General features: G+C 66.0%; 11 protein-coding genes. 2 read left to right on the top strand and 9 right to left on the bottom strand.

Annotated elements, in window-relative coordinates; all coding sequences use genetic code 11:
* Positions 1-103 precede the first annotated feature (103 nt).
* Complete coding sequence (locus NCR35_RS01810; RefSeq protein ID WP_244849180.1) at positions 104-1423, top strand: sensor domain-containing phosphodiesterase; 1320 nt, start codon at positions 104-106, stop codon at positions 1421-1423.
* A gap of 5 nt (positions 1424-1428) precedes the next feature.
* Here the strand turns inward: NCR35_RS01810 and NCR35_RS01815 are convergent, their stop codons facing one another.
* Positions 1429-5007 (bottom strand): indolepyruvate ferredoxin oxidoreductase family protein, encoded by a 3579-nt coding sequence (locus NCR35_RS01815; RefSeq protein ID WP_250532792.1) that lies wholly within the window; start codon positions 5005-5007, stop codon positions 1429-1431.
* A gap of 255 nt (positions 5008-5262) precedes the next feature.
* Here NCR35_RS01815 and NCR35_RS01820 point away from each other — a divergent pair, with 255 nt between their 5' ends.
* Positions 5263-5901, top strand: coding sequence for a glutathione S-transferase family protein (locus NCR35_RS01820; RefSeq protein WP_175938956.1), 639 nt, complete (start codon positions 5263-5265; stop codon positions 5899-5901).
* An 8-nt stretch (positions 5902-5909) separates the two neighbouring features.
* Here the strand turns inward: NCR35_RS01820 and NCR35_RS01825 are convergent, their stop codons facing one another.
* The 8 genes from NCR35_RS01825 to NCR35_RS01860 all read right to left on the bottom strand — a co-directional run bounded on the left by NCR35_RS01825 (position 5910) and on the right by NCR35_RS01860 (position 12362).
* Complete coding sequence (locus tag NCR35_RS01825; RefSeq protein ID WP_175938958.1) at positions 5910-6155, bottom strand: hypothetical protein; 246 nt, start codon at positions 6153-6155, stop codon at positions 5910-5912.
* A 47-nt stretch (positions 6156-6202) separates the two neighbouring features.
* Positions 6203-6424 carry a hypothetical protein gene (locus NCR35_RS01830; RefSeq protein WP_159837620.1) on the bottom strand — a complete coding sequence of 74 codons (222 nt, stop codon included), beginning with the start codon at positions 6422-6424 and terminating at the stop codon, positions 6203-6205.
* 104 nt (positions 6425-6528) lie between these two features.
* Positions 6529-7440 carry a carbohydrate kinase family protein gene (locus NCR35_RS01835; protein ID WP_250532793.1) on the bottom strand — a complete coding sequence of 304 codons (912 nt, stop codon included), beginning with the start codon at positions 7438-7440 and terminating at the stop codon, positions 6529-6531.
* Positions 7441-7445: 5 nt separating this feature from the next.
* Positions 7446-8708, bottom strand: a complete 1263-nt coding sequence (locus NCR35_RS01840) for an AGE family epimerase/isomerase (RefSeq protein WP_250532794.1) — start codon at positions 8706-8708, stop codon at positions 7446-7448.
* Positions 8705-9724 (bottom strand): LacI family DNA-binding transcriptional regulator, encoded by a 1020-nt coding sequence (locus NCR35_RS01845; RefSeq protein ID WP_250532795.1) that lies wholly within the window; start codon positions 9722-9724, stop codon positions 8705-8707. Before NCR35_RS01845 ends, NCR35_RS01840 begins: the two co-directional genes overlap by 4 nt.
* Before the next feature lie 258 nt (positions 9725-9982).
* Positions 9983-10138, bottom strand: a complete 156-nt coding sequence (locus NCR35_RS01850; protein WP_250533002.1) for a hypothetical protein — start codon at positions 10136-10138, stop codon at positions 9983-9985.
* Between the two features lie 63 nt (positions 10139-10201).
* Complete coding sequence (locus tag NCR35_RS01855) at positions 10202-10984, bottom strand: PIG-L deacetylase family protein (RefSeq protein ID WP_250532796.1); 783 nt, start codon at positions 10982-10984, stop codon at positions 10202-10204.
* Between the two features lie 358 nt (positions 10985-11342).
* Complete coding sequence (locus tag NCR35_RS01860; protein WP_250532797.1) at positions 11343-12362, bottom strand: bile acid:sodium symporter family protein; 1020 nt, start codon at positions 12360-12362, stop codon at positions 11343-11345.
* Positions 12363-12453: the final 91 nt, after the last annotated feature.

The following is a 12453-nucleotide window of genomic DNA, read 5'->3' on the forward strand; positions in this document are numbered from 1 at the left end:
TCCCGACGAGATCATCGAGGGCGGTTCTTATGAAAACGGTATCGGGCGGGACCGGCGCGGGGCCGGAGCAGGAAGCGCGCGGCGCGCGCGCGGGGGCATCCACATGGTGATCGCCAATCCCGAAAAGACGACACTCTCCGCGCGCAGCTTCGAACTCGGCGTGATGTCGGGTTTGGACCGCTATTCGGTCGAGCATGGCGAGTGGACGCTCTCGAGCGTCTTTCAGCCGGTGTTCAGCCTGTCGCACATGCGCGCGGTCGGCTACGAAGGACTGCTGCGCGCACACGACGCGCTCGATCGCCCGGTGCCGCCGGTGGATGTGTTCGCGCAGGCGTCGCGCGTCGGCGAAGCCTTGCAGATCGACCGTCTCGCGCAGGCGCTGCATCTCGAAAACTTCAAGATGCTCGGCGCGCAGAACGAATGGCTGTTCCTCAACGTGCATCCCGGCGCGCTGACCGAGCCGTACCACGCGGCTGCGCTGCTCGCCAATCTGAAGCGGCTGCATATCGAGCCGCGCCGCGTCGTGCTCGAAGTGCTGGAGCAGAGCGCCGGGGACATCGAGCGTCTCGCGCAGGCGGTGCAGCAGTTCCGCGAGCACGGCTTTTTGATCGCGCTCGACGACTTCGGCGCGGGACATACGAACATCGAACGGATCTGGCAACTGGATCCGGATATCGTCAAGCTCGACCGCGTGATGCTGTCGCACGCCGGCCACAACGTGCATGCGCCGCTGTCGGAGCGCACGCGCAAGCAGCGGCGCAACATGGAAGCGGTGCTGTCGGGCATCGTCTCGCTGCTGCACGAGGCGGGCAAGCTCGTGCTGATCGAAGGCGTCGAAACCGAGCACGAGGCGCAGCTCGCGCTCGCGAGCGGCGCGGACTTCGTGCAGGGCTTTTTCTTCGCGCGGCCGCATCCGGGGCTCGCGGACGGCGTGCATGCGCAGAACATCATCGGCGAATTGACGGAGCGGTATCGCCTGCAGACCGAAGCGCGCGAGCGGCGCGTCGCGACGCGGCTTCAGCCCTACGTGCGCGCGTTCGAGCGCGCGGCGGAACGGCTCGCGGCGGGCGAACCGCTCGACGAAGTGTGCTGGAACTTCCTCGCGCTCGATCACGCCGCCCGCTGCTTCCTGCTCGATCAGAACGGCCGGCAGTCGGGTCGCAATGTCGTGCTGCGCGCCGACCGCGCCGCGCACGAAGCGCGCTTTCTGCCGCTCGTCGATGCGCAGGGCGCGAACTGGCTGCGTCGTCCGTACTTTCGCGCGGCGCTCGGCGACCCCGAGCGCGTGCATGTGACGAAGCCTTATCTGTCGATCAACGAGGCGATGCCGTGCGTCACGCTCTCGGTAGAGACGCGCTCCGGCGGCAAGCGCTGCGTGCTGTGCGGCGACATCGACTGGCTGCCGGACGACGACGCCGACTGACTTCGCTACTTCGCGACGACGACCGGAATGCCCTTCAGCGACGACGCACCTTTCATCGCTTCGATGGACGCGCGCACGGCATCGCCCGTCGCCGCTTCGATGCCGAGCCGCGCGACGAGTTCGCGCTCGCTGCGCTTGACCATCGCTAGATTCGCGAGCTTGACGTGACCGTAGCCGCGCACGCGCTCGAAGAGCGCGGCGAGCGCGGCGACGTCCTTGGCGTTGGCGGCGTCGAGTTTGGCGAGCGCGCGCTGCATCGTGATTTCGTAGTCCTTGGCAAGCTGGCGTTCCATGCGGCGTTCGAGCGTTCTGCCGAACGGATCGAGCGCCGTGCCGCGCAGCGCGCGCAGCTTCGACAAGCCGCCGAGCACCGGCCACATCCACTGGCCGAAAGTTTTCTTCTTCGGCGCGCCGTGCGACAACGCGGGCGGCGCGAGGTTGAACTTCACGGTGTAAGCGTCGCCGGGCGCGCCTTCGAACTGCGCGGCGAGCGCCGCGCGGAACGCCGGGTCCGCGTGCAGGCGCGCGACTTCGTATTCGTCCTTCACCGCGAGCAGCTTGTAGAACGTGATCGCCACGGCGCGCTTCACGTCTTCATTGACCGATGCCCGCGCGATCAGCGCACGATATCGCTCGACGTATTTCGCGCCGCCATACGCGAGAAGCCGTTGCTCGCGGTCGCGGATGAGGTCGGCGAGCGGCATGTCCGCCATCGCGACGCGCTTTTGCTGCGGCGATGACGCGAGCGCATCGAGTGCGTTCATGTCCGCCGCCGCGAGCCGGCCGATCGCGAAGGCCAGCTTGTTCGCGGCGACCGCCACGTTGTTCAGTTCGAGCGCGCGCATCAACGCGCCGTGCGACACGGGCACGAGCCCGAGTTGCCACGCGAAGCCGAGCATAACGATATTCGCGCCGATGGTATCGCCGAGAAAGCGCGTCGCGAGCGATTGCGCGTCGCAGGTTTGCAAGGCATCGGCGGCATCCGCGCCGGCCGCGTGGCGCATCTTGTCGAGCAGCGCGTCGGCGTGGAGATTCGCGTCCGGGTTCTGCACGAAGCTCGCGTTCGGAATGGCGTGCGTGTTCACGACGATCTTCGTCCGGTCATGCCGCACCGTTTGCAACGCTTCGGGACTGGCGCCGACGACCATATCGCAGGCGAGCAGCAAGTCAGCCTGCTGGGTGTCGATGCGCACTTGGTTGAGCAGCGCGTCTTCGCTCGCCACGCGCACGAACGACAGCACCGAGCCGCCTTTCTGCGCGAAGCCCATGAAATCGAGCACCGACGCGCTCTTGCCTTCGAGATGCGCCGCCATGCTGATGAGCGCGCCGACCGTGACGACGCCCGTGCCGCCCACGCCCGTCACCAGCATGTCGTACGGCGCGTGATCGAGATGCGCGCGCGGCGGCGGCAGCGCATCGACGCGGCGTGCGAGTTCGGCGGGATCGAACGCGTGGCCGTCCGCTTTCTTCAGCTTCGCGCCTTCCAGCGTGACGAAGCTCGGGCAAAAGCCGTTCACGCACGAATAGTCCTTGTTGCACGACGACTGATCGATGCGGCGCTTGCGTCCCAGTTCAGTCTCCACCGGTTCGACGGAAAGACAGTTCGACTGCACGCCGCAATCGCCGCAGCCTTCGCACACGGCTTCGTTGATGAAAAGGCGCTTGTCCGGATCGGGGAACTCGCCCTTCTTGCGGCGGCGGCGTTTTTCGGCGGCGCACGTCTGGTCGTAGATGAGCACGGTCACGCCGGGCGTGTCGCGCAGGCGGCGCTGCACGGCATCCAGTTCGCTGCGGTGATGGAAGGTCGTGCCGCGCGGGAACTGGTCTTCGTGGCCTTCGTACTTCTCGGGTTCGTCGCTCACGACGACCAGCAGCGCGATGCCTTCCGCCTCCACTTGCCGCGCGATCTGCGGCACCGAAATGCTGCCGTCGACCGGCTGGCCGCCCGTCATCGCGACGGCATCGTTATAGAGAATCTTGTAGGTGATGTTGGCTTTCGCGGCCACGGCCTGACGGATCGCGAGAATGCCCGAGTGAAAGTACGTGCCGTCGCCGAGATTCTGGAAGACGTGCGGCGTCTTCGTGAACATCGCGTGCGAGGCCCAGTCGACGCCTTCGCCGCCCATCTGGATGAGCCCGGTCGTGTCGCGCTCCATCCAAGACGCCATGAAGTGACAGCCGATGCCCGCCTGCGCCACCGAGCCTTCCGGCACTTTCGTCGACGTGTTGTGCGGGCAGCCCGAGCAGAAGTAGGGCGTGCGCTTCACGGCATCGGCGATATTGGACAGAATCTGCGGCGCGACGAGATCGACCACTTTCTCGCGGCGGTCGAGCGCCGGCTTGTGGCGCGCGAGCCATTGCGCGAACACCGGCAGCACGCGCGAGGGCCGCAACTCGCCGAGCGCGGAAAGCAGCGGCGCGCCGTCCTGCGTGGTCTTGCCGATCACGACCGGCCGCGCGCCTTGAGCGCGGTTGTACAGATGATCCTTGATCTGCTGCTCGACGACCGGCCCCTTCTCCTCGATCACGAGCACTTCCGCGAGCCCTTCGACGAACGCATCGAGCCGCGTGGTTTCGAGCGGAAACGACAGCCCGACTTTGTAGATGCGCACGCCAGCAGCGTCGAGATCGTCAACGGTCAGGTCGAGACGGCGCAGCGCCTCCATCAGATCGAGATGCGCCTTGCCGCACGTCACGATGCCGATGTTCGCACGAGGACTCGGCGCAATCCACTTGTCGATGCTGTTCGTCCGCGCGAAGTGGCGCACGGCGTCGAGCTTCGCGTGCAGGCGCGCTTCGATCGTGAGGCTCGGCAAATCCGGCCAGCGGTTATGCAGGCCGCCCGGCGGCGGCGTAAAGCCGTCGGGCGTGGTCCAGTCGGTCTTCAGCGCATCGAGATCGACGGTCGAGCCGGATTCGACTGTCTCGGAAATGGCCTTGAAGCCGACCCACGCGCCTGAAAAGCGCGAGAGCGCCCAGCCGTACAGCCCGAATTCGAGCATGTCCGCCACGTTCGACGGATTCACCACCGGCATGTGCCACGCGATCATCGCCTGATCGCTCTGATGCGGCATCGACGACGAGACGCAGCCGTGGTCGTCGCCCGCCACCACGAGCACGCCGCCGTGCGGCGACGAGCCGTACGCGTTGCCGTGCTTGAGCGCGTCGCCCGCGCGGTCCACGCCCGGGCCTTTGCCGTACCACATCGCGAAGACGCCATCGACGGTGCGCTCCGGGTCGCTTTCGACGCGCTGCGTGCCGAGCACGGCGGTGCCACCGAGTTCTTCGTTGATCGCGGGCAGAAAGCGCACGTCATGCGACGCGAGCAGCTTTTTCGCCTTCCACAGTTGCTGATCGACCATGCCGAGCGGCGAGCCGCGATAGCCGCTGATGAATCCGGCCGTGTTCAGATGCGCGGCGCGGTCGAGCGCGCGCTGCATCAACACGAGACGCACCAGCGCCTGCGTGCCCGTCAGAAAGATTCGGCCGCCCGTGGCGCTCAGGTTGTCGGCGAGTTGATAGTCGGACAGCGCGGGTTCGTTGAGGCGAGGCGACAGGGCATCGGCGGGGACGCGTGCGTTCATGGTTGTCTCGTTCTTTGTATGTGAGGCGGGTCTGTGAGGCGATACATCATTCTTTGTCACCGAAAGCGGAATGTTTTTTCGCACTCGCTGCAATTCGGCAGGCGTTGAGAAACGACGCAGGCTTTTTCGAGATAAACGGGAGAAATCTGCTCGATCCGGGCGCGCGTCGGCGTAAACCCGCAGCCGCGCCGCTCGCGTGGCGGCGCTGAATGGGACTAACCTGATCGCTCCCGAAACGAGACAAGGCCGACGCCGATGAAACTCTTCTACTGGCCGAAGACACGCGCATTTCGCGCGCTGTGGATGCTCGAAGAACTGCGCGAGCCGTATGAACTGGCGTTCGTGAACATTCGCGCGGGCGCGCAGAACGAAGCCGCGTTCAGCCGCGTGAACCCGATGTCGAAGCTCCCCGCGCTCGACGACGGCGGCGTGCGCGTGGCCGAATCCGGCGCGGTGCTGCTCTATCTGGCCGACCGGTTTCCGGACGCGCGTCTGGGCGCGCCGCTTTCGGACCCGGCGCGCGGCCGGTTCCTGCAATGGATGTTCTTCACCGGCTCATGCCTGGAGCCGGCGATGGCCGAGCGCATGACCGGCGCGCAGGGCAACACCTTCAGCTTCGGCTGGGGCGATCTCGCGCGGGTGGAGCACGCGATCGAAAGCGCGCTCGAAGAAGGGCCGTGGCTGCTCGGCGAGCCGTTCACCGCCGCCGACATCCTGCTCGCGAGCACGCTGCAGATTGCGTTCGTCGCGAGGCTGATCGAGCCGCAAGGCGTGCTCTTCGATTATGTCGAACGGGCGGTAGCGCGCGAAGGCTACGAGCGCGCGGCCGCGATCGATCATCGCGAGGCGGAGCGCCTCGGACTCAGGCCGCACCCGAAAATGCCAGTGGATTGAGCGGAGAGTCAGGGAAACGCGCGGGGCTTCGGAATGCCCGCGCCGGCGTCGATGTCCGCGACCGCGCGCAGGTGCGCGAGCTGAATGGCTTCGTGGGACGTCGGGAGCCCGTCGTCGCCGCCGACTGTCTTCCAGTCCTGCACGGCTTTGTCCAGATGGCGAATCTCGTACTCGGCGTCCCAGCGCGGGCCCTGAAGCTCGATCGGCCGCACGTGGATGGAATAGACGCCATATAGGAAGACCTGGTCCGGCATGTCGCCCTCCGATGCAGTGGACGGCGCTGGCGCCGTCTTTCCCCCAGCTACAGTTCGATTTCCCCGAGGATGCGGTGCGCGAGCGCCCGCGCTTCGTCGAGTGCTTCGTGCTCGTTCTCAGAAGCCGCTTCCACTTCGTAGAGCGTCGCGTCGGGCTGCTCGCCGTCGTCGCGCGAGAGCGAGACGAGCCCCTGGAACTTGCCGCCGTCGATGGCCCGCACGCCGATCGTCGCGGTGTAGATGCCTTTCGTGTAGGTCGTGTCTTCCATGATGGATTCGCCTCTGGCCCAAGGACTCAAGCATGAAAATTCATGCTAGCACGCGGTCATGCGCCGCGTGTGACTGCGGCGCGCTCGAATCCGCGCTTGAGTCCTTAGCCGAGCAATTCCTCGACCTCGTCGAGCGACGGCGAATGCGCGCCCGAGTGACGGCACGCCGCCGCGCCCGCCGCGAGCGCGAACTTCAGATGGTCCGGCCAGCCGCCGTGACGCGCCATCAGGCTATAGAGCAGCCCGCCGATGGACGCGTCGCCTGCGCCGACCGTATCCGCCACCTCGATGACCGGCGGACGCGCGCTGAACGCTTCATCGCCGGCATAAAGCGTCGCCTCCGACGAGCCGCGCGTGACGAGCACGGTGGCTTGCGGATTCATCGCGCGCAGTTGCGCGAGCGCGTCTTCCTCGGGAATGCCGCGAAACAGCATGTGCAGGTCTTCGTCCGACACCTTGATGAGATTGGCGAGGCTCGCCATGTTGCGCAGGATCGGCTCGTAGCCGTGCTCCATCAGGTTGCGGTAGTTCGGATCGAAACTGATCTTCACGCCGTGCTCGCGCAGTTTCGCGGCGAGCGCGGCGAGCGTCGCGCCGAGCGGCTGGCGCACGAGGCTGATGCAGCCGAAGTGCGCCCACTTCACGCGCTCCATCCAGCCTTGCGGCAGCCTTTCCGGATCGAAGGCGAGATCCGCGCCGTTTTCGCCCATGAAGTAGTAGGTCGGCGGCTGCGTCTTGTGGACGATGGCGAGCAGCGGCGGACGCTCGACGCGCTGCATGAAGCGCATGTCGAGGCCCGCAGCGACGCTCGCCTGCCAGAGGTCGTCGGAGAAATTGTCGGTGCCGAGCGAGCCGGCGCACGCGGTCGGCAGGCCGAGCCGGGCGACGGCGCGCGCGACGTTCCAGCCCGCGCCGCCCGGACGCGACAGCCAGCTCGACTCGCCGGTGCGGATGAGGTCAGTGAGAATGTCGCCGGCCGAGACGAACTGCGGAAAAGTGGTGTGATCGGTTGCCATCGTGCTTACCGTGAGTTGTGCGGCGAGGCGAGCGCGTTCAGCACTTCGTAGCACGCGCCCATGGTGTGGTAGTCGGTCTTGCCGGCGGGACTCTTTTCGTCGCCGTACTTGCGGTTGTCGCAGGTCAGTATGCGATACCACGCGCCGTAGCGGTGATCGACGAAGTGCGCCCAGCTATAGCGCCACAGTTCGTCGTAGCAGTCCCAGAAGCGTTCGCTGCCGGTTCGCGCGCCGAGGAGCGCCGCCGCCGCGAAGCTCTCGGCCTGCACCCAGAAGTACTTGTCGTGGTCGCAGATGCTGTCGTCGGGGCCGAAGCCGTAGTACAGGCCGCCGTGCTGGTCGTCCCATGCGCGGGAAAAGCCCGCGTCGAACAGTTCGATGGCGCGCGGCGCGAGCCACGGCAGCGCCCGATGACGTTCCAGAATCAGCAGCAGCTTCGCCCATTCGGTCTGATGCCCCGCCTGAAAGCCCCACGGCCGGAAGATGTTCGAGCTGTCCGATTCGTTGTAATGCCAGTCCACCGACCAGTCGCGATGAAAATGCTCCCACACGAGGCCGTTCGACAGCCGCGCCTGCCGCAGCGTGATGTTGCCCGCGATCTTCTCGGCGCGGTCCAGATAGAGCACGTGGCCGGTCGCCTCGTAGGCGGCGAGCAGCGCTTCGGTCGCGTGCATGTTCGCGTTCTGCCCGCGGTAGTCCGAAAGCTGCCAGTCGGGCGTGGCTTCGTCGGCGTATAGACCCGCTTCGGCGTCCCAGAAGCGGCGTTCCATCAGCGCGAACGTTTCGTCGATCATGGGCCGCGCTTCGTCGATGCCCGCCATGGCCGCATGCGCGCACGCGAGCAGCATGAACGCCATGCCGTAGCAATGGCGCGTGCCGTCGAGCGTGCGTTTCTGGCCGTCGCGCCACTCGATTTCCCAGTCGTAGCCTTCGTTTGCGGCGTCCCAGTGCGCGTCGCGCAGGAAGCGGAACGCGTGCCGGGCGTCGTCGAGGAATTGCGCATCGCCGAAGTGGCGATACGCCATCGCGTAGTTGAAGACGAAGCGCGTGCTGCTGACGAGATGGCGCGTCGTGCGGTCGTAGACGGTGCCGTCGTCCTTGAAGAAGTGGAAGAAGCCGCCGGACGGATCGCGGCCGGTTGGCGCGTAGAAGGCGAGCGTGCCGCGGACGTGCGAAAGCAGGAAGTCGCGGCTGCGGAAGTCGATTCCGCCTTCCGGCGCTTCCCCCGGAACGACGGCGGCGACGGCGGCCGAAGCGGTCGTGTTCATGGCGTGCGGATCTCCTCTTTCGCGCCCGAACTCGCGCGGGCGATGAATTCCACGCTCATCAGCGAGTCGGCCTGATCCGGCGGGGTCGAAGGGTCGTCGAGCAGCATTTCGACGCCTCGCCGCCCGAGTGCTTCCTTGTCCACGGCGACCGTCGAGAGCGGCGGCGCGCTGTGAGCGGCGGCGGGAATGTCGTCGAAGCCGACGAACGCGATGTCCTCCGGCACGCGCAAGCCCTGCGCGAGACAGACGCGCATGGCCGCGAGGGCCGCTGCATCGTTATAGGCGAAAACCGCGTCGGGCAGCGGACTCGATTGTGCGCGCGTCTCGGCAATCAGGCGCTCCATGGCGTCGGCGGCGGCGACGTCGGCAGGCACGCCGGCCTGCGCGGTGATTTCCAGGGTCGGATCGAAGAGCAGGCCCGCGTCGAAATACGCCTTGCGATAACCGAGCGCCCGCTGCGCGATACTGTGATGCGCGAGCGACCCGCCGATAAACGCGACGCGCCGCCGTCCGAGCGCGAACAAATGCTGCATGGCGAGCGCCGCGCCCTTTGCGTTGTCGATGTCGACTGAGCGAAAGCCGGGCGCGCTCAAGTCGATGAGCACGATGGGACGCGAGAGCGACTGCAAATGCGCGAGCAGTTCCGGTTCGACGAAGCCCGCGACCGCGATGGCGTCCGGCGCGTGCAGCCGCAGTTGCTGCGCGAGGTCCTGCGTCGGTCCGGCGGTGAGCACGGACGGCACGAGACGACGCTCGCGGCATGCTTCTTCGAAGCCGTGCAGCACTTGCGAGAAGAACGGGCTGACGGCGAAATTGTTGTGCTGCCGATGCAGCAGAAAGGTCACGCGACGGATGCGCGTGCGCAGTTGCGCGGAATCGTAGCCGAGGCGTTGAGCGACTTCGACGACGCGCACGCGCGTGGCCTCCGAAAGGCCCGGCTGGTTCTTGAGCGCACGCGAAACCGTCCCGATGGAGACGCTCGCCGCGCGTGCGACATCGCGGATGGTAGTGGCCATCGTGTTCTTCTCTAGGATGAGGCGAGAGCGCGCGGCACCCCGGCGCTGTTGGGGGCGGATTGTATAGTAAAAGTGCAGCGGGACGCGTGCGGGAGCGCCTAGAGAAAACCACTAAGGCTTGCGGGTAGGAGGGTTCGAGGTTTGGGGCGTTGTTTAGTAAAAGGGTGGACGTGGTCGGTGGGCCACCTGCGCCTTTGCGCGTTGGCTTCGTTGCCCGGTCCGGTCGGTATGAACGCGCTCGGCCGCCTCGCCTCCAGTTCAGGCGGACGCGACAGCGGATGCGCCTTCAGTCCCATTTAAGCCCTTCTGGAACGAGAACACGCGTTGGCCGTTTTCCGCATGCACGGTCGGCAGCGCGCTCAGTCCGAGCGAGCGCGTGAAGCTGCCGTACGCCTTCTTTGAGAAGAGACGCAATCTCGCGCTCGCTGCCGCTACGCCGCATCGGGGCGTGCTTTGCCCCTGGCGTTTGCGCGCCGCTCAGATCAGCACGACCTCATAAGGCCGCGTCAGCCGCGCAAGCACGTGCTCCGGTAGCACCGCCGCCTGTCCTGTCGCCGGGTCCGGTTCCAGTTGACTGCGGAAAGCCTGCACCGCCCGCAGCTTGCGCGCGAGCGTTTCTCCGTCGAGCACGATCTTGCGGGCGCGGCTCCACGGTACGCGGGTATCGTCGGGCGAGGCCCAGTCCCAGGTGCAAAGCGGCACTTCCACGAATGGCAAGCCGAGCGCAGTGGCGGCCGAGAACGCGGCGCGCCCCACCGCCTCGTGATCCGGATGGCCGTCGTGACGCCAGGTCGCAAAGACGATGTCGTCCGGGCGCAAGTGGCTGGCGAGATAACCCGACAAGCCCGGCTCCATGTCTTGCGCGCTGCCATCCTGCAGGCCGAGCCTCGCTACCTGAACGTTTCTGAGATGCAGCCGCTGCAACGCCTCGCGCGTTTCCATCGGGCGAACGGCGGCGAGGCGCTCCGGCGTCCATTCGGTGGAATTCGGGTGGCTTGCCGTCCCGTCCGTGACCGCGACGATCAAAAGGTGCCTGCTCGTCTCCGATAGCTGCGCGAGCAATCCACCCATGCCCAGCACTTCCGCGTCAGGATGCGGCGCGACGACTACTGCGCGTGCGCCGGGCGGAACGAGATCGCTCGGATGCACTTCCGGCAATGCGTCGAGGCGCCCCCAGCTTTGCCATGTGGATTCCGGCGTGCCTTGGGCGGAGGGCTTCTCCTGCTGCGACGGCGAAACGCGAGCTTTCAGCGTAGCCATGCAATGTTCTTTCTGTCCATTCGCGGGGATAGCTTCACCGAAGCCGCGGCATGCGACGCGCGGCTCCTTGCAGCAGAAGTTCTTGGATAAGTGATGTGCTGTTCATGGCTTTCCCCGTGCTCGCCTATGCGAGTTATGACCGCAGTGTGGCAAGTCATGTACCCGATTGACACTCGGCCGAATGGCATAGGCAAAAGCGCCGGACTTCCGACATTCGACTGTCGCGTGACGCTGCCAATGAGCAGGTTTTTTGGCCTATGCCGTTCGGCCGAGTCGACGTCGAAAGACGCTTCGGCTCAAATGACAAAAAGGCCGCACGAGGCGGCCTGTTGCGAACCGGAGAAAGACGATGCAGCGGTCAACGGCGAGCGGGTGCCCCGACGGTTTTGCCTTCCCGCGCCGGCTCGGCGGCAGTCCTGCGCGAGCCCCAGCGCTGCGCCAGTACGGCGCAGACCATCAGCTGGATCTGATGGAAGAGCATCAACGGCAGTACCACCGCACCCACCGCGTGGGAGGCGAAGATGACCTTCGCCATCGGAATGCCGGACGCGAGACTCTTTTTCGAGCCGCAGAAGATGATGGTGATCTGATCCGCGCGGCTGAAGCCCAGCCGTTTCGCGCTGAACGCGGTGATGAAGAGCGCAGCCGCCAACAGAAGAATGTTCACGACAAGCAGGCCCGCGAGCGCCGAGACAGGAATCGAATGCCAGATACCTTCGTTCACCGCTTCGCTGAAAGCCACGTAGACGACCAGCAGAATGGAGCCCTGATCGACGAACTTCAGCACCGGCTTGTGGCGGTCCACCCACTTGCCGATAGCCGGACGCAGCAATTGGCCCGCAACGAACGGCACGAGCAGTTGCAGCACGATATTGCCGACGGTGTGCCAGGGCGAGCCGGTGGTCGCGCCGTGATTGCTCACGAGCAGCCCGACGAGCGCGGGCGTGATGAAAATGCCGAGCAGGCTGGAGGCCGACGCGCTGCACACGGCGGCCGGCACGTTGCCTTTGGCCATGGACGTGAACGCGATGGAGGACTGCACCGTGGACGGCAAGGTGCAGAGAAACAGGATGCCGGTGTAAAGCGCCGGGGTAACGAGCGGACTCAAGAGAGGCTTGAGCGCAACGGCGAGCAGCGGAAACATCACGAAGGTACTGAGCAGCACGAGCAAGTGCAGACGCCAGTGCGTCGCGCCGGCGACGATCGCCTCGCGGGAGAGCTTCGCGCCGTGCAGAAAGAACAGCAGCCCGATGGCGATGTCGGTGACCCAGTTGAACGCGACCGCCGCACTGCCGCGGCACGGCAGCAAACTGGCGATGGTGACGGTGCCGATCAGCGCAAGCGTGAAGTTGTCAGGAAGAAATTTGGGCCGTGCCATCTAGGAGTCTCGCACTCGTGCGCGCCGGGCCGTCCGGTCCGGATAGCGTCGCGTCAGGGAAAACCATGATTTTCGCCTGCGGTCGATTGAA

Origin of the sequence: Caballeronia sp. AZ10_KS36, from assembly GCF_023631105.1 — a bacterium.
Taxonomy (GTDB): domain Bacteria; phylum Pseudomonadota; class Gammaproteobacteria; order Burkholderiales; family Burkholderiaceae; genus Caballeronia.